The sequence below is a fragment of the Paraburkholderia rhynchosiae genome (assembly GCF_002879865.1).
GTDB classification, from domain to species: Bacteria; Pseudomonadota; Gammaproteobacteria; order Burkholderiales; family Burkholderiaceae; genus Paraburkholderia; species Paraburkholderia rhynchosiae.
Map to the genome: position 1 here is coordinate 30172 of NZ_PNXY01000038.1, position 20681 is coordinate 50852.

Annotated in this window: 21 protein-coding genes; 4 read left to right on the forward strand and 17 right to left on the reverse strand. The window is 62.8% G+C overall.

The annotated features are described in order from the left end of the window. Nucleotides 1-9: 9 nt before the first annotated feature. The 14 genes from C0Z16_RS31965 to flhD all read right to left on the reverse strand — a co-directional run bounded on the left by C0Z16_RS31965 (nucleotide 10) and on the right by flhD (nucleotide 13439). Entirely contained in the window at nucleotides 10-546 is a 537-nt protein-coding gene (locus C0Z16_RS31965; RefSeq protein ID WP_102636034.1) for a DUF2844 domain-containing protein, read from the reverse strand. 263 nt (nucleotides 547-809) lie between these two features. Continuing rightward, nucleotides 810-1520: a protein phosphatase CheZ gene (cheZ, locus tag C0Z16_RS31970; RefSeq protein ID WP_102636035.1), complete on the reverse strand. Its 711-nt coding sequence runs from the start codon at nucleotides 1518-1520 to the stop codon at nucleotides 810-812. A gap of 1 nt (nucleotide 1521) precedes the next feature. Beyond that, nucleotides 1522-1917, reverse strand: coding sequence for a chemotaxis response regulator CheY (cheY, locus tag C0Z16_RS31975; protein WP_102636036.1), 396 nt, complete (start codon nucleotides 1915-1917; stop codon nucleotides 1522-1524). Between the two features lie 59 nt (nucleotides 1918-1976). Continuing rightward, a complete protein-coding gene (locus tag C0Z16_RS31980; RefSeq protein WP_167403575.1) occupies nucleotides 1977-3065 on the reverse strand; it encodes a protein-glutamate methylesterase/protein-glutamine glutaminase in 1089 nt (362 codons plus the stop codon). Nucleotides 3066-3070: 5 nt separating this feature from the next. Then, the gene (cheD, locus tag C0Z16_RS31985; RefSeq protein WP_102636038.1) at nucleotides 3071-3877 is read right to left on the reverse strand and encodes a chemoreceptor glutamine deamidase CheD; all 807 of its coding nucleotides are present in this window, start codon (nucleotides 3875-3877) and stop codon (nucleotides 3071-3073) included. Beyond that, on the reverse strand, nucleotides 3874-4824 hold the full coding sequence (locus tag C0Z16_RS31990; protein WP_102636039.1) for a CheR family methyltransferase: 951 nt from the start codon (nucleotides 4822-4824) through the stop codon (nucleotides 3874-3876). Before C0Z16_RS31990 ends, cheD begins: the two co-directional genes overlap by 4 nt. A gap of 201 nt (nucleotides 4825-5025) precedes the next feature. After that, complete coding sequence (locus C0Z16_RS31995; protein WP_102636040.1) at nucleotides 5026-6915, reverse strand: methyl-accepting chemotaxis protein; 1890 nt, start codon at nucleotides 6913-6915, stop codon at nucleotides 5026-5028. A gap of 42 nt (nucleotides 6916-6957) precedes the next feature. Beyond that, a complete protein-coding gene (locus C0Z16_RS32000) occupies nucleotides 6958-7488 on the reverse strand; it encodes a chemotaxis protein CheW (RefSeq protein WP_020070727.1) in 531 nt (176 codons plus the stop codon). A 63-nt stretch (nucleotides 7489-7551) separates the two neighbouring features. Next, on the reverse strand, nucleotides 7552-9846 hold the full coding sequence (gene cheA, locus C0Z16_RS32005; RefSeq protein WP_102636041.1) for a chemotaxis protein CheA: 2295 nt from the start codon (nucleotides 9844-9846) through the stop codon (nucleotides 7552-7554). An 86-nt stretch (nucleotides 9847-9932) separates the two neighbouring features. Continuing rightward, on the reverse strand, nucleotides 9933-10310 hold the full coding sequence (locus C0Z16_RS32010) for a response regulator (protein WP_102636051.1): 378 nt from the start codon (nucleotides 10308-10310) through the stop codon (nucleotides 9933-9935). An 86-nt stretch (nucleotides 10311-10396) separates the two neighbouring features. Then, on the reverse strand, nucleotides 10397-11404 hold the full coding sequence (motB, locus tag C0Z16_RS32015) for a flagellar motor protein MotB (protein WP_102636042.1): 1008 nt from the start codon (nucleotides 11402-11404) through the stop codon (nucleotides 10397-10399). A gap of 19 nt (nucleotides 11405-11423) precedes the next feature. Then, nucleotides 11424-12284 carry a flagellar motor stator protein MotA gene (gene motA / locus C0Z16_RS32020; RefSeq protein ID WP_006050895.1) on the reverse strand — a complete coding sequence of 287 codons (861 nt, stop codon included), beginning with the start codon at nucleotides 12282-12284 and terminating at the stop codon, nucleotides 11424-11426. Between the two features lie 225 nt (nucleotides 12285-12509). After that, nucleotides 12510-13070: a flagellar transcriptional regulator FlhC gene (gene flhC, locus C0Z16_RS32025; protein ID WP_102636043.1), complete on the reverse strand. Its 561-nt coding sequence runs from the start codon at nucleotides 13068-13070 to the stop codon at nucleotides 12510-12512. A 48-nt stretch (nucleotides 13071-13118) separates the two neighbouring features. After that, nucleotides 13119-13439 carry a flagellar transcriptional regulator FlhD gene (gene flhD, locus C0Z16_RS32030; RefSeq protein WP_006050893.1) on the reverse strand — a complete coding sequence of 107 codons (321 nt, stop codon included), beginning with the start codon at nucleotides 13437-13439 and terminating at the stop codon, nucleotides 13119-13121. Between the two features lie 753 nt (nucleotides 13440-14192). On the opposite strand from flhD, the gene C0Z16_RS32035 reads away from it, so the two are divergent. Beyond that, a complete protein-coding gene (locus C0Z16_RS32035; RefSeq protein WP_102636045.1) occupies nucleotides 14193-15257 on the forward strand; it encodes a glycosyltransferase family 4 protein in 1065 nt (354 codons plus the stop codon). 327 nt (nucleotides 15258-15584) lie between these two features. Here C0Z16_RS32035 and C0Z16_RS32040 read toward each other — a convergent pair whose 3' ends face one another. Then, on the reverse strand, nucleotides 15585-15887 hold the full coding sequence (locus C0Z16_RS32040; RefSeq protein ID WP_006050891.1) for an H-NS histone family protein: 303 nt from the start codon (nucleotides 15885-15887) through the stop codon (nucleotides 15585-15587). 298 nt (nucleotides 15888-16185) lie between these two features. Here C0Z16_RS32040 and aqpZ point away from each other — a divergent pair, with 298 nt between their 5' ends. Next, nucleotides 16186-16926, forward strand: a complete 741-nt coding sequence (gene aqpZ, locus C0Z16_RS32045) for an aquaporin Z (protein WP_102636046.1) — start codon at nucleotides 16186-16188, stop codon at nucleotides 16924-16926. 428 nt (nucleotides 16927-17354) lie between these two features. Further along, nucleotides 17355-17666 carry a PXPV repeat protein gene (locus C0Z16_RS32050; protein ID WP_102636047.1) on the forward strand — a complete coding sequence of 104 codons (312 nt, stop codon included), beginning with the start codon at nucleotides 17355-17357 and terminating at the stop codon, nucleotides 17664-17666. Between the two features lie 104 nt (nucleotides 17667-17770). Here C0Z16_RS32050 and C0Z16_RS32055 read toward each other — a convergent pair whose 3' ends face one another. Both C0Z16_RS32055 and C0Z16_RS32060 read right to left on the reverse strand, forming a co-directional pair. Next, a complete protein-coding gene (locus C0Z16_RS32055; protein ID WP_102636048.1) occupies nucleotides 17771-18592 on the reverse strand; it encodes a Cof-type HAD-IIB family hydrolase in 822 nt (273 codons plus the stop codon). A 143-nt stretch (nucleotides 18593-18735) separates the two neighbouring features. Next, nucleotides 18736-19626: a BadF/BadG/BcrA/BcrD ATPase family protein gene (locus tag C0Z16_RS32060; protein ID WP_102636049.1), complete on the reverse strand. Its 891-nt coding sequence runs from the start codon at nucleotides 19624-19626 to the stop codon at nucleotides 18736-18738. Nucleotides 19627-19727: 101 nt separating this feature from the next. Between C0Z16_RS32060 and C0Z16_RS32065 the strand changes: the two genes are divergently transcribed. Then, nucleotides 19728-20360 (forward strand): DNA-3-methyladenine glycosylase I, encoded by a 633-nt coding sequence (locus C0Z16_RS32065; protein WP_167403577.1) that lies wholly within the window; start codon nucleotides 19728-19730, stop codon nucleotides 20358-20360. Nucleotides 20361-20681: the final 321 nt, after the last annotated feature.

The following is a 20681-nucleotide window of genomic DNA, read 5'->3' on the forward strand; positions in this document are numbered from 1 at the left end:
TCCTCGCCGTTACTGGATGTCGGTGCCGCTGATGCCGGCCGGCAGCGCGGGCGGCAGCCACGCGCGACCGTTGAACGCGCCCATGTGGCCGCCGGACTGCACGACGAGGCTGCTCTGATCGACCGTAACCGGCCCCCGGGCTCCGCCGCGCGCCGCGCGCGCTGCCTTCACGCCCGCAACGTACTGCGGGAAGTAGCTGCCGAGCAGTTCATTCAGATCCGGCATTTGCGGACCGCGCCAGGCGATGCCGAAGACCGTGCCGTCAGCGGCCAGATATTCGCGCACCACGGTGCCATTGCCGAGCGTGGTCTCGCGAACGGTGTACGACGCTGAGGCCGAAGCCGACGAAGCCGCACCCGATGCGGAGCGCATCACGGTGCTTGCCGCGCCGCTGGCAGGCTGGACGGTGCGGGACGAAACCGACGCGTCCGTGGGAGGCGTCATTGGGGTGCCGCCGAGCGCCGCATGAGCGGACTGCACGGCAAACAACGAACAAGGCAATACAAGCGCCGTAATAAAACCGGCGCGACATACACGACTCCACATAACGAGACTCCTCCCTGGCTGCGGCTCGGCGCGCACCTCGTGCGAACCGGCTGCATATAGGCAAATCATAGGGCACGATGGGGCCGCATTCTGGAGGAGAACTCCGTGATGCAACCCTCCGGTGAGCGTGTTCACCGGCACGCCGCGCCGCTGCTTGACCTTCTAGTATGCCTGTGGTTTGTGTCGATAGACAGCAGGCATGGGCAGGACCGCGGCTTGCTATCCATAGTGTTCGACCTTGCGCCCAGGCGGGCGCAGACCGCTCAAAAACCGAGGCTTGCGAGCAGGTCGTCGACTTGCGACTGGTCCTGCACCACGTCCGTCTTGCCTTCCGGGTTGATCTGCGGACCGTTCAGCAGATGCTCGGGGCTGCCGGTCGGCGACACTTCCGCGACCAGCGCCGCCGCGTGCGCCGCGAACTGCTCGCGCCGCTCGAGCGCGATGTTCTCGACGAGCACGCCGAGCAACTGCTGCTCGATCAGGTACACCACGTCGGTGATCTTCTTGATCACCTGGCCGGTCAGATCCTGGAAGTCCTGCGCGAGCATGATCTCCATGAGCTGCGAATTGGTCGCGGTGGTCGCCTCGGGCACGCCGCGCAGGAAGTCGCGCGTGTCGCTCATCAGCGCGCGGACTTCCGCGCGTTCGATAGGCGCCGAATACCATTGCTCCCAACGCGCGTCGAGTTCGCCGGCGTCTTTCTGCAACTGCTCCTGGATCGGCTTCGCAATGTCGATCGAGGACAGCACGCGCTCGGCGGCCTGCTCGGTCATGTTCGCGATGTACTTCAGACGGTCGCGTGCATCGGGTACGGCTTCCGCCGCACGCTCGACATGCTTGTCGAGCCCGAGCTCGCGCATCGAATCACGCAGCGTACGTGTCAGTTGTCCAATGCGGGCGAGAATGCGGTCTGACGCGAAGTCGCCGCTCTCGTTGACCGCTTCGGCGCCTAGTGCATTGGTCGGCAGATTCACATCAGCTCCCGGTCTTGGCCATCTTCTCGAGAATCTTGTTGAGCTTCTCGTCCAGCGTTGCAGCCGTGAACGGCTTCACGACATAACCGCTCGCGCCCGCCTGAGCCGCCGCAATAATGTTTTCCTTCTTCGACTCGGCCGTCACCATCAGCACCGGCAGATGCTTGAGGTTGGCGTCGGCGCGGATTTCCTTGAGCATCGCGAGACCGTCGAGGTTCGGCATGTTCCAGTCGGAGATCACGAAGTCGTAGGTGCCGCCGCGCAAGCGCGCAAGACCGGCCTGACCGTCTTCTGCTTCGTCGACGTTGCTGTAGCCCAGCTCTTTGAGGAGGTTGCGAACGATCCGGCGCATCGTCGGAAAGTCGTCAACAACCAGAAACTTCATTGCCTTATCCATTTGATTCCCTTTACTTGATTCACGGTGCGGCGAATGACCGCCTCAATTTGAACGGCGCATCATACCCGCTGAACGCGATCGCCCATCGACGCCAGTCGCGCCATCACGCGCCGGCACATGTCCGGCAGCGACGCGATTTCGTCGGCCGCGCCAAGCGCAATTGCTTCGCGCGGCATGCCGAACACGATACAGCTCGCCTCGTCCTGCGCAAGGGTGTAAGCCCCCGCCTTTTTCATATCCAGCAGACCCGCGGCGCCGTCGCGCCCCATCCCGGTCAGGATCACTCCGACCGCATTCTTGCCCGCGTGCTGCGCGGCGGAGCGGAACAACACGTCCACCGAAGGACGATGCCGGTTCACCGGCGGATCGTCCGACAGATGCGCGATGTAGTTCGCGCCGCTGCGGGCAAGCAACAGGTGAGCGTGGCCGGGGGCGATATACGCATGTCCCGGCAGAACGCGTTCACCGTGCTCTGCCTCTCTAACGGTAATCCGGCACAAACCATTGAGGCGTTGCGCAAAAGATTTTGTGAAACCGGGCGGCATATGCTGCGCGATCAGCACCGCGGGCGCATCCGGCGGCAGCGGCACGAGCACTTCGCGGATGGCTTCTGTGCCGCCCGTCGACGCGCCGACGATGATCAGCTTCTCGGTACTGAGCAACGGATTGTTGAAGAGCGGCGCGACAGCGGCCGGCGCATGCCCGGCGGCAGCGGGCGCATGATGGACGGGCGCCGCCTGGCGCACGCGAGCGCGCGCCGCGGCGCGAATCTTGTCGGCGAGCTTTTCCGAATAGTCGAGCATGCCGTCGCGAATGCCGACCTTCGGCTTCGTCACGAAATCGACCGCGCCGAGTTCCAGCGCGCGCAGCGTGATTTCATTGCCGCGTTCGGTCAGCGACGACACCATCACGACCGGCATCGGACGCAAACGCATCAGCTTCTCGAGGAAGTCGAGGCCGTCCATACGCGGCATTTCGACGTCGAGCGTCAACACGTCCGGGTTGTGCTGCTTGATGAGATCGCGCGCGACCAGCGGGTCGGGAGCGGTTGCGACGACGGTCATGTCCGGCTGGCCATTGATGATTTCAGTCATCAGGCTGCGGATCAGGGCCGAATCGTCGACACACAGTACTTTGATCTTTTGCACAGCGCTCACGCCTCCTCTGTAGTTCTGGCGTTGTTTGAGTTAATCGGACGGGCAGAGCCGAACAGTTCGACGCGCGGCCTTGCTGCGCCCGCGCCGTTCGCTGCCGTGCCCGCTGCTGTGCTGCTGGAGCCACCGCTAGCACCGCCGCCCGAGCCGAACAGCTCGATCTTAGGCCTTGCGGCGGCAGGCGCCGAAAACAGTTCGACCCGCTTTCTCGCGGCGGCAAGCCGCTCGGCGCGCGCTTCGGCGGTCTGCCGCACGAGCGCCTGTTCGCGCTCCGCCACGCCCGGGTCCTGCTGCAAACGCAGCTTCTTCACCATCACCTGGCCCGTACGCGGCATGAACGCCACTTTGCGCGGATGCGAGCCCTGCAAATCCTCGGCGACGATGCGGATCTTTTCGAGCGCCAGATAGCGGCGAACGAACTCGGAGTTGCGGTCGCCGATATTGATAGTCGTCATGCCCGCGAGCACCGCGCCACCGCCGAACACCTTGGCTTCGAAACGATCGCGCCGGCCGCCGGCCTTGATCAGTTCGTTGATCAGCACTTCCATCGCGTAGGCGCCGTAGCGCATCGAATCCGATGCGGGCTGGCCGACGTCCGCGCCGTCGTCGGGCAGCATGAAGTGATTCATGCCGCCGATGCCGGCCGTTCGGTCCTGAATGCAGGCCGCGACGCACGAGCCGAGTACGGTGACGAGCACCATGTCGTCGTGCGTGGTGTAGAACTCGTTGGGCAACAGCTTCACGCCGGGGCGTTGAAAGTGGTTGTCGTAGTAGAGATTGGTTGCAATCGGCAAGGCGCTGCTCATACCGTCACCCCGCTCGCCGACGCGCTGCCCGCAGTCTCCGCCGTGCGTGCCGGCGTGCGAGCGGCAGCGGCATCGCGCGTCAGTTCATACACGGTCTGGCCGCGCAGCTTGAACGCCTGCGTGACGTATGTGAAGTTTTCCGAGTGGCCCGCAAACAGCAGGCCGCCCGACTTCATCAGCGGCTCGAAGCGCCCGAGCACTTGTGCTTGCGTCGGCTTGTCAAAATAGATCATCACGTTGCGGCAGAAGATCGCGTCGAACTGCGTGCGCAACTGGTAATCGCGGTCGGTCAGATTTAATTGCTCGAAGCGCACCATCGCGCGCACTTGCGGGCGCACCTTGACCATTCCCGCATGGGCACCGGTGCCCTTCAGGAAGAAGCGCTTGAGCCGTTCGGGCGACAGATGCTTCACCTGGTCGAACTGATACATGCCGGCTTCGGCTTTCGCAAGCACCTGCGTGTCGATGTCGGTCGCAAGCACCGTGGCCTGACGCGCGCCGGTCTCGCCGAGCGCTTCGATCAGCGTCATCGCGATCGAATACGGTTCTTCACCCGTCGATGCCGCCGAACACCACACCGAAACGGGCTGCGCGCGGCGCGGCACGAAATCGGCGAGGATTGGAAAGTGGTGTGCCTCACGAAAGAACGCGGTCAGGTTCGTAGTCAGCGCATTGGTGAATGCCTCCCACTCGGCCGGGTCGTTCTCCGTTTCGAGCTGATCGAGGTACTGCTTGAACGAGTCGAGGCCGCAGGCGCGCAGCCGGCGCGCGAGACGGCTGTACGCCATGTCGCGCTTGTGATCGGAGAGCGAGATGCCGGCGCTGCGGTGAATCAGTTCGCGAATGCGTGTGAAGTCCGCAGACGTGAATTCGAAGTCACGTCCCTGTTCACCGGATTTGACCGGTTCTGCCCGGTCGGTGCGTTGCTGTGCGCGCGTTGCCATCATGAAAGTTCCTGCCTGTGATACGAGCCATCACGCTTGCCCGACGGAAGTGCCGGCGAGCAAGGGATTGTTTTCGCGGGGTCGCGCCCGCCCGCAAATTTCACCACCATGCAATCGGCCCGCGACACGCTGTAGAAACGTGCTTCGATGATTCGCGCGGCATGGCGCGAGATACCGAATGACTACATGTATTTCCGTCATTTCCTAAAACGTTTCCCAGTCCGCATCCGAGCCAGCCGGGACCGGGCTTGCCGCGGCCTGACGTGCGCTGGATTCGGTTGCCGCGCGAGGCGTCCTGGGTCTCAGCGCCGGTTCGACGCGCGCGACACCTGCCTCGTGCTTGCTTGAAGCCGGTGCGGTGCTGCTTGCCGTTGCTGCATTTGCCGTTGCTGAATTCGCCGTCGCTGCACCTGCCGTTGCCGCGCTTGCTGCCGGCTGCGCCGGTCGCGGCGCGGTCTTCGCTACAGGCTTGCTCTTGCCCACGGCTGCACGCGCCTTGACTTGCGGCACGACTGCCACGTTCATACTGCGAGCCGGGCTCCCGGCGACCTTCCAGCCGCTCAACACCGCTTGCAACTGACGCGTCTGATCTTCAAGCGACGCTGCTGCCGCCGCTGCCTCTTCGACGAGCGCGGCATTCTGCTGCGTGACTTCGTCCATCTGCACGACCGCGCGATTCACCTGCTCGATGCCGCCCGATTGCTCTTCTGACGCCGCGCTGATCTCACCCATGATGTCGGTCACGCGGCGCACGGCCTGCACGATCTCGTCCATCGTCGTGCCCGCGCGTCCGACGAGCGTCGAACCGCTTTGCACCTTGTCGGTCGAGTCGCCGATCAGTTCCTTGATTTCCTTCGCGGCGCTCGCGCTGCGTTGGGCGAGGCTGCGCACTTCGCCGGCCACGACCGCGAAGCCCCGGCCCTGTTCGCCGGCACGCGCCGCTTCGACCGCCGCATTCAGCGCCAGAATGTTGGTCTGGAACGCAATGCCTTCAATTACACCGATGATGTCGACAACCTTGCCCGAACTGCTCGCGATGTCCTGCATCGTCGTGACGACCTGGCTCACCACGTCGCCGCCGCGTGTCGCAATGTCCGACGCGTTGACCGCCAACTGACTCGCCTGGCGCGCGTTCTCGGCGTTCTGCCGCACGGTGCCCGTCAGTTGCTCCATGCTCGATGCGGTTTCCTGCAACGAGGCGGCCTGCTGTTCCGTGCGTTGCGACAGATCGGTGTTCCCCATTGCGATTTCGCGCGCGCCGGTGTCGATCGATTCGGTGCTGCTGCGAACGGCCGTCACCATCGACGCCATGCTTTCCTGCATCTGCTTGATGCCGGCAAACAGACGGCCGATTTCGTTGCGGCTTCTCACCTCGATCGTTTCCGACAGATCGCCCGCGGCGATCCGCTCGAAGCATTCGGTTGCGTCCTGAAGCGGCTGCACGATCAGGCCGCGCAGCGCGAAGCGCAGGCCGATCACGAGCAGCAGCGCGACGGCCGCGAAGGCGATGATCAGCGTCGTCATCAGCGAAATGTTCGACTGCGCGCCCGCCTGCTGCTCCACCGCCTGTTGCTGCAGGCTCTTGATCACCGCGGATGCCGCGTTGTCGTACGAGACGAACATCGGGCTGATCTTCGTATCGGCGATCGCGTGGTACGCGGCCAGATCGCTCGCGCGCAACGCGGCGAATTCCGGCTCCATGCCGTCGCGCACGAGCGCCGTACGTCGCGCCAGCAGTTCATCCATCTGCGCCTGGTCGACGCCGCTCTTCGGCGCGTCGATGTAGGTCTGCCAGTTCTTGTTGCTGAAGCCGTAGAGTTCAACGGCACGGTCCAGAACCTTCTTCGCCGTTTCCGTGTCGCCGGCGGCAGTCAGCGCGGTGAAGCGGTCCAACGACACACGCGAGCGCAGCAGATATGCCGAAGCGTCGTCGAGCGCGTGAATCGCAACCAGATCGCCGCGCGCGATACGGTCGAGCGACTGGCTGGCACTGCTCAGCGCAGTCAGCCCCAGTACGCCGACCACCATGGTCAGCGCGACGAGAATGATCCCCACTAGCGTGAGCGATGTGCGAATCGACCACCTGCTTAGCATCTCAGTGCTCCCTGTCCCAAACCTGTTTGAACGCCGCAGCCGTTAGACGCCGAGCGTTTCGATGAGCGCCATTTCGCGGCTCGTCATCAGCTTTTCGATGTCCATCAGAATCAGCATTCGGCCGTCGACCGTGCCGAGTCCCGTCAGATACTCGGTCGTCAGCGTCGCGCCGAATTCCGGCGCCGGCATGATCTGGTCGATGGCGAGCGTCAACACGTCGGACACGCCGTCCACCACCATGCCCACCACGCGATGCGCGACGTTCAGGATGATCACGACGGTCTGGTGGTCGTACTCGACGCGGCCCAGATGGAACTTGATGCGCATGTCGACGATCGGCACGATGATGCCGCGCAGATTGATGACGCCCTTGATGAACTCGGGTGCATTGGCAATGCGCGTCACGTTGTCGTAGCCGCGGATTTCCTGAACCTTGAGAATGTCGATGCCGTACTCTTCGGCGCCGAGCGTGAAGACGAGGAATTCCTGACCGCCGGCGTCGGCCTGCTGCGCGTCGCGGCGACCATTCGTCGCGTTTGCGACGCTCGAATTGATGGATTGGACTTCTGCCACGTTAGCCCCCAAACGGTTGGGATAAGTTGAGTTGAATAAGTGTTGCGACGAGTTTGCCGGACATCATGCGAGGCTCATTGCTGCGCCATGCGCGTTGCGCGACTCGCGGTTCAGCGCCGCCACGTCCACGATCAGCGCGACGCGGCCGTCGCCGAGAATGGTCGCGGCGGAAATGCCGCGCACCTTTCGGTAGTTCGTTTCGAGGTTCTTCACGACCACCTGCTGCTGCCCCACCAGCTCGTCGATCAGCATCGCAAAGCGGCGCCCTTCGGTCTGCATGATGGTGACGATGCCCTGGGTCGGCTCCTGCTTCGCGTCGTCGACGTTGAACACTTCGTGCAACGCGACGAGCGGCAGATATTCACCGCGCACCCGCACCACGCGCTCGCCGTTGGCGACTGTGTAAATGTCTTCGGCTTGCGGTTGCAGCGACTCCATCACGAAGTTCAGCGGCAGAATGAAGATCTCGTTGCCGACCTTGACGGACATGCCGTCGAGAATCGCCAGCGTGAGCGGCAAGACGATGCGCGTGGTGCTGCCTTTGCCGGCGTGCGACGTGATTTCCACGTGACCGCCCATCGACTGGATGTTGCGCTTCACCACGTCCATGCCGACGCCTCGGCCCGACACGTCCGTGACCTGCTCCGCCGTCGAGAAGCCCGGCAGGAAGATCAGGTTCCAGACTTCCTCGTCGGTCATCGTTTCGCTGACCTGCATGCCCTGCTTCGCGGCCTTCGCGAGAATCTTGTCGCGGCGCAGGCCGGCGCCGTCGTCGCTCACCTCGATCACGATGTTGCCGCCGTGATGTGCCGCCGACAGCACGAGCTGGCCCGTCGAATCCTTGCCCGCCGCGCGCCGCGCTTCCACGGTTTCGATGCCGTGGTCGAGACTGTTGCGCACGAGGTGAGTCAACGGGTCGATGATCCGTTCGATCAGGCTCTTGTCGAGTTCGGTCGCCTGACCGAAGGTGACGAGCTCCACTTCCTTGCCGAGTTTCGCCGCGAGATCGCGCACGAGACGCGGGAAGCGGCTGAACACGTAATCCATCGGCATCATGCGGATCGACATGACGGCTTCCTGCAGATCGCGCGCGTTGCGCTCGAGCTGCGCCATGCCGTTGAACAGGCGATCGTGCAGCGCCGGATCGAACGTGCTGGTGGTTTCCGCAAGCATGGCTTGCGTGATCACCAGTTCGCCGACCAGGTTGATCAGCTGATCGACCTTTTCGACGCCCACCCGGATCGAACTGCCTTCCGCGCCGCCTGCCGCCGCTGCCGGACGCGCGGCCTTGCGGTCCTGCTCTCCGGCTGCGGCCGCGGCGGGCGCCTGAGCGGCTGCCGGTGCGCTGGCAGCCTCCGGTTGAGGCGCCGCCGATGCTGCCGATGCCGCGTTGGCCGGCGCGGCGGTGCTGCTCGCCGGAGCCGGCGATGCCGCCTGCTGCGCAGGGGCTGCGGTATGGGTGGCGGCCGAGGCCGCCGGTGCTGCTTGCGCCGCAGACGAAGGCTCAGCGTCGGGCGTTCCAGGTTCGCCTTGCTGAGCACCGTCCGCCGGCGCGGTTCCGCGGCCGATCGCAATCTGACTTTCGTCGATCACGAAACAGCACACGGCGATGATGTCGTCGGACGTGACATCGGTCTGAAGCCACAGCGTCAGATCGCCGCCGCTCTTGACCCGCCCGACGATATTGCCCAGGTTGCCCAGCTCTTCGGCGAGCAGTGCCTGGTCCTTCTCATCAACGCCCCGTAGCGTAATTTTCAGATGCGGACCGGCTTCCTGATCTGTGTCGCCGGTTCCTTCGGCTTGCCCGGTCTGTGCCGGTTCGCCGTCAATCCATTCGCTCGCCGCCTGCACCGCCTGTTCGACGACATGCTCCGGCGGGCTGCCTTCTTCTACTGTTGCGAGCTCCTCGACGGGCGCCGCAACTACGACTTCCACCGGCGCTGCCGCAGCCGGCGCAGCGGCACCCCGGCTTTCCGCATGCAGCTGTTCGAGCTTCGCGCAGATCGCCTTCGCGACCGCCGTGTCCGGCTCCGCGCTCGCGCGGTAGTCTGCGAGCTGGCCCGACAACACGTCCTTGGTTTCGAGGAACGTGTCGATCATGTCCTTGCGCAGCACGAGTTCGTTATTGCGCGCACGGTCGAGCAGCGATTCGAGGATGTGAGTCGTCTCCGTCAGCGCGGTAAAGCCGAACGTCGCCGCGCCGCCCTTGATCGAATGGGCCGCGCGGAAAATGGCCGCGAGGTCTTCCGGGTCCGGATGCGCGATGTCCAGATTAAGCAGCAACTGCTCCATCTGCGCGAGCAGTTCGTCCGCTTCGTCGAAGAACGTCTGATAGAACTGAGTGATGTCGAGTGTCATGCCTGGGTCACCGCGAGAGTTCCTGTCTAGCTTGGGCTACTGTGCCGCAGCGTCGAGAGCTTCTATAACTTGTCTAAGGTTGATGCTTACGTTTGGTCGGGCTCGGCCAATGCCGCCACCAGCTCGGTCAGCATGTCGGGGTCGAGCGGCTTTTCGATCCAGCCGGTCGCGCCCGCCTCCCGCGCCGCGGCTTTGAACGGCTCGCCCGATTCCGTCGTCAGGACCAGGATGGGCGTCGCCGTGTAAGCCGGATTGCTGCGCAGTTCGGCGATCAGATCGAGGCCGGTCTTGCCCGGCATGTGCTGATCGGTCAGCACCAGATCGAACCGCACGGCGAGCGCGTTTTCGAGCCCTTCCGCGCCGTCCGCCGCGAGCGTCACCTCATAGCCGGCCGCCGTCAGCGTCGCGGAAAGAATCTGCCGCATCGATGCCGAATCGTCGATTGCCAGGATATGCCTGATCATGAAAAACCTCGCTGCACTTGCGCTATGTGCCGCCTGGCCGTCCGCGCCAGTGAGGCGCATGGAGCAGCCGGGCGACCGCCTTTCCGTTACTGAGCCGCCGGCGCTATCGCCAGCACCTTGGGCGCAACCGTCACGGGCTGCGCCAGTTTTTGCAGCAGCGGCCTGGAGCCCGCTGCGTCGTCCGATAAGGTCGTCGTGGTGGAGTCGTCATGGTTGAGCGCCTCCTCCGACTTCCTGTTCAGAACGATGATGCTGATGCGACGGTTTTCCGGGTCCATCGCGTCCGTCTTGTTCAGGTTCTGCGTCGACGCGAGGCCAAGCACGCGCATCACCTTTGCTTCGTCCATGCCCCCGGCGACCAGCTCGCGGCGCGACGCATTCGCGCGGTCCGCGGACAGTTCCCAGTTGCTGTAGCCCTTCTCGCCGCCCGCGTACTGCGCGGCGTCGGTGTGTCCTTGCACGATGATGCGGTTCGGCACGTCGTTCAGCGTGTGACCGATCTCGCGCAAAATGTCGCGCATATACGGCTCGACCTGATCTCTCGCGGTCGCGAACATCGGCCGCTTCTGCGAATCGACGATTTCGATACGCAAGCCCGTCAACGTCGAATCAATCCGGATCTGCTGCTTGAACTGGCGCAGCACCGGATTTGCTTCGATCGCGGCCATCAGCTTCACCTGCAGATCGTGCAGACGCATCTGCTCACGACGCTCCAGCTCGCCCTGCAACTGCTTCATCGAGTCTTCGCTGCTATGCGAGACCGTGCGCTCGGCGCGGTTGTTCGAACCGTCGGTGGACCGCGTCACGCCCTGCGAATTGGTCGAAATATCGCGGCCGCCACCCTTCAGAATGCTCGAATCCTCCGCGCTGCGATCGCCGCCCCACAGCGTGATCTTCAACGGCTGGTTGAAGTACTCCGCGATGCCCTTCAACTGCACCGTGGATGCCGAACTCAGCAGCCACATCAGCAGGAAGAACGCCATCATCGCGGTCATGAAGTCGGCATATGCGAGCTTCCAGGCACCACCGTGGTGGCCGGCCTTCTTCGGCGCCGAGCGCTTGACGACAATGGCGCGGTCTTTGTCCTTGCTCATCGGTTCGTTCCCGGCGCCCTTACTTGGCCTTCACGCGGCGCACGTGCTCTTCGAGCTCGGCGAACGACGGACGCTCGGTCGAGAAGAGCACCTTGCGGCCGAACTCGACGGCGATCGCCGGCGCATAGCCATTCAGGCTGGCGAGAATCGTCACCTTGATGCACTGGAACATCTTGGTCGATTCGGTCACGCGCTGTTCGGCGACGCTCGCGAGCGGCCCGATCAGCCCGTACGAAAGCAGAATGCCGAGGAAGGTGCCGACCAGCGCCTGCGCGATCATTTCGCCGAGCACAGCCGGCGGCTTGTCGGCGGACGCCATGGTGTGCACCACGCCCATCACCGCGGCCACGATACCGAACGCCGGCATTGCGTCGCCGACCTTGTTCAACGCATGCGCGGGCGCTTCGCCTTCCTGGTGATGCGTCTCGATCTCCTCGTCCATCAGGCTTTCGATTTCGAACGCGTTCATGTTGCCGCCCACCATCAGACGCAGGTAGTCGGTCAGAAACTCGATGATGTGATGGTCGGCGAGAATCTTCGGGTACTGCGTGAAGATCGGGCTCTTCGACGGATCGTCGATGTCGGCTTCCAGCGTCAGCGTGCCTTCCTTGCGCGCTTTGGCGAGCAGGACGTAGAGGAGCGCCATCAGCTCCATATAAACGTCCTTGTTGTACTTCGCGCCCTTGAACAGGGTCGGAATGACGCGCAGCGTCGCCTTGATCGTCTTCATCCCGTTACCGAGGATGAACGCGCCAACGCCGGCGCCGACGATCATCAGCACTTCAACGGGCTGCAACAGCGCGCCGAGATGGCCGCCTTCCAGCGCGTAACCGCCGAAAACGGACAAAAGCGTCACGAGTGTTCCCACGAAAATCAGCACTGCGGAGCCCTCACAAAGAAGCGACGGTGACCGTCGTTAAACTGGTTTACGGCAACGCACCAGAAAACTTTGACGGAAAAGCGGCTTGCCGCGCCGGTGTATACCAGAGGCGGGCGCAGCCGGCGGAACGAGGACTGCGCGCGGCCTGGCGTTGTGTGAGCGGGCGCGAACGCCCACCGGACGGGAGATGGATGAAGCGCCGCGCGGCGGCGGCCTGCCCGGGCTCTAAGCCTCGAGCGCGGCGAGGCTCTCGCGGGCGCGGGCGTCGGCGACTTTCTTTGTCTTACCGGCGCGCGAAGGCGGCTGGCACAGCCCGCAGACGAACCCATGCTTCGGGTCGTGCGCGTGTGCGACGAAATGCCCGCCGCAGCGGCAGCAGGGGGTGATCTGCAGCATCCCGGAGTCGAAGAAGCGCACCAGCGTCCATGCACGCGTGAGGCTGAGCACGGGTTCGTCGTCGTGCAACTGCACGTGTTCGAGATAGAGCCGGTAGCTCTTCACGATCGACTGGATCGTGACGCAGCCGCCATGGTCGGCCATGAACCGGTAGATGTTGTAGAACAGCGAGGAGTGAAAGTTCGGCTGCCACGTCATGAACCAGTCAGTCGAAAACGGCAGCATGCCCTTGGGCGGCGAAACCCCTTTCAGTTCCTTGTACAGCTTGATGAGCCGGTCGCGCGACAGGCTGGTTTCCGCTTCCAGCAGTTGCAGACGCGCGCCAAGTTCGATCAGTTCGATGGCCAGGGTGATTTCCTTGACTTCGAGCACGACGCTTTTATAGGCCATCCGCTTACGTTCCCGCCCCGATTGTCCGGCTTGAACGGCGAACTGCCATCAGCCGAGTTGCTCGACCGGCTGGCTCGCCATCAGGATCGCGGAATGCGCCTGAGCAACGGCGCTTGATTTGCCCTTGTCCGCAAGCGCGGACAGCACGGCGTGATCGTCGAAACGGAAACGGCACAACACCTGATTGGACGCCGCCAGCTTCACGGTCTGCGCCAACGACAGATTGGCGAGCACATCGGCTAACTGGTCCGAAATCCCCATGCGAAACATGCCCATCGGCTTGTCTTCGCGCAGCAGGCGCTGCGCGAGCAGGAGATAAGACAGGTTGACTTCTCTGATCTCATTGAGCATTTCGCTGGTCGCGCTCATGATTCCCCCGGGGTGTATCTGGCTGGTCAGGCCGTTACGGAAACGTTTGCTCGAACGCGCGCACTCAAACGCACGAATCGGCTCGTTTCTGGTCTTGCGAGCATTGTCGCGAAAGGGTGGGCGAAACAAAATCGGACAGACACCCAGCTTGTTTGACGGATTAATCCGTCATTCATGTAGGAGTTTTTCCTACACGGCTGCGTTCGGGGATAGGTTCAGCAATTAAGGCGGGGCCGCATAGCTGCTGGCGTGCGCGGTGAGACAATGGACGGCGCGGGATGAACCAACCGGTGAGTTTTAGAACTGCCGGGTTCGCACGATGCAAAGTGAGCCGAATTATAAGACGTTTTCATGCCTGCTAATTCTGGGAAGGCGATTTCGGGCGATTTTGGGCGCGATCTGGGGCGATTTGGAACGGGCCAGTTTGAGAGCGGTGCCGGGTCCGGCGCTTGCTACAAGGAAGCGCGGCGTTTTCCGGCGCGATGCCCGATGCGGCCAGAAGCGCTCATCAGCACCGCGACCGGAGGTCAATTCTCGTGTAACGCGCGGTGTTTCGCGCTGTAACAACATTAAGCGTTTGAAAAATAGCTCGAATTAGCGCGGCCGATCCCGATAATGAAGCTAAGGGATTACCCGATGCAATTTCGGAGCAACCCCCGGGCGGCGGCTTACCGCGCCCAACCGTCCGTCAGGCATTCGCTCCTCGCTCTATTCGAGCGCCGCAGTGCGAAGCCGTTTGAATAGGAGAAACGCATGCGAATCGCACAAATTGCGCCGTTGTATGAAGCAGTCCCGCCGAAATTGTACGGTGGCACCGAACGTGTCGTGTCGTACCTCACCGAAGCACTGGTCGACGAAGGTCACGACGTCACGTTGTTCGCGAGCGGCGACTCGGTGACGTCCGCCAAGCTCGACGCGTGCTGGCCTCGTGCGCTGCGCCTTGATCCGACGATTCGCGACGCGCTGGCTCCGCATATCCTGATGATGGAAAAGGTGCGCCGGGTCGCGCATCAGTTCGACGTGCTGCATTTCCACCTCGACTACATGCCGTTCCCGCTTTTCTCGACGATGGACACGCCGTTCGTGACCACGCTGCATGGCCGCCTCGACTTGCCTGAACTGCAGCCGGTGTTCGACACGTTCTCGGGCGCGCCGGTCGTCTCCATTTCCGATTCACAGCGCCTGCCGCTGCAGCAGGCGAACTGGCTGAACACGATCTACCACGGCCTGCCCGAGCAGTTGCTCACGCCGCAAGCGCACAAGGAGCCGGAATACCTGGCGTTCCTCGGTCGGATCTGTCCGGAGAAGCGCGTCGATACGGCCATCCGGATCGCCGCGCAAAGCGGTTTGCCGCTGAAGATCGCCGCCAAAGTGGACAAGGCAGACCAGGACTACTTCAAGAGCGAGATCGAACCCCTGCTGTCGCAGGCGCATGTGGAATTCGTCGGCGAGATCAACGAGGCGCAGAAGCCCGAGTTCCTGTCGGGCGCCAAGGCGCTGCTGTTTCCGATCGACTGGTCCGAGCCGTTCGGACTTGTCATGATCGAGTCGATGGCGTGCGGCACGCCGGTTATCGCGTTCAACCGCGGCTCGGTGCCAGAAGTGATCGATCATGGCGTGACCGGCTATATCGTCGAGGATGTGCAAGGCGCGGTGGCCGCGCTGCAACGTCTCGATGAATTGTCGCGCACGGAAATCCGCGCGCAGTTCGAGCGCCGCTTCAGTTCAAAGACGATGGCGCGCAACTACGTGGATGCGTATTCCGCGCTGATCGAAGCAACGCGCCGACCGGTGCTGCGCCAGGTCGCGGTGGGTTGAGACAGACCGGAGAGTGCGGCGGGCGAGCGGCATGGCTGAATTGCGGGTGCGGCGATCGAAACCGATTAGCGCCCCGCTGCCGTCCGGGCGCATTTGCCGCACGCGCTTTACGATTGACGGTCTAGACGCAGACGTTTTTTTCATGTGAATCGTTTGCGCGGATGGTAAATCAGACTTATCCCGCTTCCTTTACAGAAAAGCCGCCTCTCAGAGGCGGCTTTTTTTAATGACGGGATGGATGCGCTTCCATGTCCGATTTAGCACATTGGACTTAACGCCGACTCGCGATCAACCTTCATTTTGCTTTCGAGTTCACCAGCAAACGACTCAGCTCGCACCAATCAAAAAGCGTTCGCGGTTCTTGCCGACGATCCACTTGGGCGGTTTGCCGCGTCCGCTCCACGTATTACCCGTTTTCGGGTCCTGATATTTTGCCGGCAGCGGCGCCTTCTTGGGCGGGCGTCCGCGCTTCGCGGCCACGGCAAAGCCGAGGTCTTGCGCAGTCAGGCCGTATTCGGCGATTTTCTGGCGGATATCGGCGATCACATTGTCGATTTCAGTGCGGCGGGCTTCTTCTGCTTGTGCCTGCAATTTGGCGATCTGCGCCTTGAGGTCTGCGTATTGAGACATTCTGGTTCTCCCATTTTTTAGAACTCATTCGCTTCGCAGACTAACTGCAATTATAAAAATTCGCAATGGATAACAATACCGATTTAGGAGGCTATCTTCTGATAATTATTAAAGGTCGACGAATTGTAAAACGGCTTTATCCCGGAATAATTGGTAAAGCCGACGGGCATTGACAATTCTTGACACTCGGTTGGGCACTCTTTCCCTAGAATTGGGCGCTCACGGGCACGCGCCTGCGCTGAGCATACGCTCGGCCCTCGTGCTTCCAGCAGCATCAACTATTTTAGGATTACCAATCATGCAGTTGTCAAAGCGCCTTGCTGCCGAGTTGTTCGGCACCTTCTGGCTCGTGCTGGGGGGCTGCGGCAGCGCCGTCCTCGCCGCCAACTTCGCCGGCCCGGTACATGGTCTCGGCATTGGCTTCGTCGGCGTGTCGCTGGCTTTCGGTCTGACCGTCCTCACCATGGCCTATGCGATCGGCCACATTTCCGGCTGCCATCTGAATCCGGCGGTCAGCGTCGGCCTGACTGTGGCCGGTCGTTTCCCGGCTCGCGACCTGCTTCCGTACATCGTCGCCCAAGTCGTCGGCGCAGTGCTGGGCGCGGCAGTGCTGGCGTTGATCGCCTCGGGCAAGCCCGGCTTCGAACTGGTCGCGAGCGGCTTCGCGAGCACCGGCTATGGCGAGCGTTCGCCGGGCCACTATTCGCTCGCCGCGGCATTCATCTGCGAGGCGGTGATGACGGGCTTCTTCCTGTTCGTGATCCTCGGCGCAACGGACAAGCGTGCACCGGCCGGTTTTGCGCCTGTCGCCATCGGGCTGTGTCTCACGCTGATTCACCTGGTGTCCATTCCGGTCACGAACACGTCCGTCAACCCGGCGCGTTCAACCGGGCCGGCGCTGTTCGTCGGCGGCGCTGCGGTCGATCAATTGTGGCTCTTCTGGGTCGCGCCGATCATCGGCGCCGTGGTTGCCGGGATGCTGTATCCGCTCATCGCGGAAAGCCGCAGCGGCACTGCTCAGAAGCTGGCACTCGACTAGTCGCAACGAATTGGCTGGGAATTGATGCGGGCGCCACGGCGCCCGCTTTGTTTGGTGCGAAGGCCGCGCTGTTTACTGTCCTTGCCCTACGCCGCCGGATGCACCGACGACTGTGTCAGCGGGTTCCGCAAACTGATTTGATTAATCCCGTTATACAGATGTAAGCCGCGATTACGGCTGGCGCTTGTCAAAGTCGTCACTGCATGCCGTCAATGCGGTTCATGCACCGCCTGCGCGGTCACAACGCTCGCCACCACAGGCTTTCCCCGAATCACGTCGAACAAGACAACGCGCTGAATGTAGCCGCGCGCGTTTTCCAACGCTGCGACGATGCTTGCAGTCCGTAACATCTGGTCGCAGTACCCGCCAGTCGGAATGCGTAGATTGAACCTGTGCGACACCCATACGTCGCTTCAACGGAGAACAACATGAAACGCATCGTCACTCAATTGCTGGTTGCCGCAGGTCTCGCAGCAGGCGCATGCGGTGTCGCGCAAGCGCATACGGATCTGAACATCGGCCTGTCGCTTGGCGCGCCGATTTACACCCAGCCGGCGCCGGTCTATGCAGCACCGCGACCGGTGTACTACGGCAATGGCGGCTGGGATCATCGCTACGATCGCGGTGATTACTACCGCGGCGACCGCCGTTACGACCGCGGCTGGAATCACAACGACCGTCATTGGGGGCACGACGACCGTGGCGGCCGCGGCGACCGCCGCGGCGGATGGCGCGACTAGGTCCACCGGGTGAAAACGGTCTAGCCGAAGATAGCCTGACTGTCCGAACCGGCCCGCATCTGCGAACCTGGATGCGGGCCGCTTCCGTTCAGGGATTCAAGGCCTCAGGCCATCAACTCGTCGTCGAGTGAAAACAGCTTGCGCAAGTGATGCGCGACGCCCGCTTCGAAGTTGTTGCCGATGCGCGGCACGTTTGGCAGGCGCGTCATCAGATCGGGATTGGCGTTGTTCATCATGAACGGATGGCCGGCCGTTTCCAGCAGATCGATATCGTTCATGTTGTCGCCAAAGGCCACGCAGTGCGCGGCGTCGACGCCCACGCGCTCCAGCACGATCTGCAAAGCGCGCCCCTTCGATACGTTCGACGTCATCACTTCCAGGCAGTCCGGCAGCGAATACGTCACATACAGCGCGTCGCCGAATTCACGCTCGAGGTTTGCGGCCACTTGCGCGAGGTCGGCCGGTTCGCCGATATACAAAACCTTGGCGATGTCGACGCCGTCGTGCGCCAGCAGTTCCGCCACCTCATAGGTAAAGCCGGAATCCTGGTGGAACTTCAGCAACTCCGGTGCGTCACGGTCGATCAGCCACGCCTGATCGGCGAACAGGTTGACGATTATGCGACCATGCACGCCGACAATCTCTGGCTGCACAATGCGTTGCACGACGGCTGGCTGAAGGTCGTCGGCATGAATCACCGTGTTGTCCGGCGCGTGGATGCGCGCGCCGTTCGACGTAATCAGATACGGCTTGATACCGAGAATGTCGCGAATACCCGCGACATCGCAAAAATGGCGGCCCGTTGCGATCACGAATTGCACGCCGTTACTTTCCAGTTTGCGCACGGTGGCGACCGTGAAGGGGTCGACCTGATGGTCGGCATTGAGTAGCGTGCCGTCGAGATCCGTGGCGATGACTTTGTACATAGTGAGCAGGCGGGCAGCGTCAGAGCGCGTATTTTACCGTCGATGGCAAGATTGGCCGCGTCGCGTTATTCACACGCTGCACTATGCGCCGGCATTGAACCCGCGGTGTTCGTGCAGGCGCCGCATGCTCAACACGCGCTCGCTCACGACTCACCCGCAAGCCGCGCGGCTTCGCGCCGCGCCAATTGCAAGCCGCCATGCGCCGAGTCGGCCAGCGGTTCGCGCAGACGCGCCTGATAACCCTGCGGCACATACTCGCGCAACGGCGCGCCCAAGCCGCCGCACAATGCCACAGGCAATGTCTGCGAAGGATCGAGTGCGGCGATCATCTTGCCGATTTCAATGCCCGCCTCGCCGAGCAGTCGTGCGGCAAACGGGTGCGTGCGGTGCGCGATGACGACCCGTGCGAGGCTCGCGTATGCGGTCTGATTGGCTTCGCAAAGCCACACGACGAGCCCGTCGCGATCGTGCGCGCCGACGTGCCCGAGAAGCGCCTGCGCGAGTTCGTCGTTGGGACCGCGCCCGTCGAGCGCGTGCTGTGCATGCACGATGGCTCGCACGCCGAGCCAGGCGCCGCTCGCCTCATCACCTGACGGAAAACCGTAGCCGCTGACGATCCGGCATTCGCCATCGTCACGGTCGAGCGCCGCGGCGACGCTGCCCGTACCCAGCGCGACGATCACGCCGTGCGCGCCGCCGTGCGCGCCGAGCAGCGTCGTGTAGGCGTCGCTTGCCACGGCGAGTCCGGCCAACGCGGGCGCCTGCGCGAGAAACGCGGCGAGCCAGTCGCGATTGTTCACGCCCGCAAGACCGCAACCGAGCACGCAGCGCGACCAGTCAAGCGTTGCCCCGGCGCGTGAAAATGCGTCCGCGCAACCCGCTGCAATGGCCTGCCACGCGCGTTCGACGCCAAGTCCCAGACCCGACGGCCCGCTCGCCGCCTGCGCCAGCTCGTGCCCGCGTGCGTCGCCGAGCACGACGCGCGTGCCGGTACCACCGCCGTCGACGCCGATCAGAAATAAACCTTTGTTCATCGAATGGAATGCGTTTCGTGGGAAATATGCATAGCGTGGCAGGTCCGTTTCCATCCTGCAATTGGCCGAACGGCCAGCTTGCGGCGCTCACGGGTTCCGCTATGCTGGCGGGCGACATGACAATGGGGAGCGCTAAATTGACACAGCGATGCAACTGGGTATCGAGCGAAGCGCTCGCACATTACCACGACACCGAATGGGGCGTGCCGTCTCGCGACGACCAGCATCTGTTCGAAATGCTCGTGCTTGAAGGTGCGCAAGCCGGCCTGTCGTGGTCGACGATTTTGAACAAGCGAGCCGGCTACCGGCGTGCATTTGCCGACTTCGATATCGACAAGGTCGCGCGCTTCACGCCGAAGCACGTCGATGCGCTCGTCGCGGACGAAAGTATCGTGCGCCATCGCGGCAAGATCGAGGCCGCCATCACCAATGCGCGCGCCGTGCAGCAGATCCAGGCAGAGCACGGATCGCTTGCCAGCTTCATCTGGTCTTTCGTCGGAAACACGCCGATTCAGAACGAATGGGCGTCGTATAAACAGGCGCCGGCATCGACGGAAATTTCTGACGCATTGAGCAAGGCGCTGAAGCGCTACGGCTGCAAGTTCGTGGGCTCGACCATCTGTTATGCGTTCATGCAGGCGGTCGGCATGGTGAATGACCACGAGGCGACTTGCATGTGCCGCGCGCAATGCGCTGCGCTCGGGAAGAAAGGGCGAAATCGCAAAGCCGGCTGAGGCTGGGCTGAGGCGGTTGCCGCGTCTGCATCCATTTGCAGTATCGTCGCACGCCGGCCGAAAGCGACTATCCCGCAAAGCCCTGCTGCGCTAATCGCGCATGCGGGTCGTTATACGTTATGAGCGCCGCGGGTTTACTGCCGTAAAGCAGACGCTGAGGAACGCCGCTTAAAGCCACCGGGGCGGCTCTGGTGGTAGACGCCGCCGCCCGACTGTGGCCGGCTGGCCCGCTTCATACGGCCAATCGGTCAGAACTCATTGTCTGGCCTCGGCTGGCTCGGCTTCTCCCGGTTTCGCTGGCCTGCGGATGGTCTCTCTCCC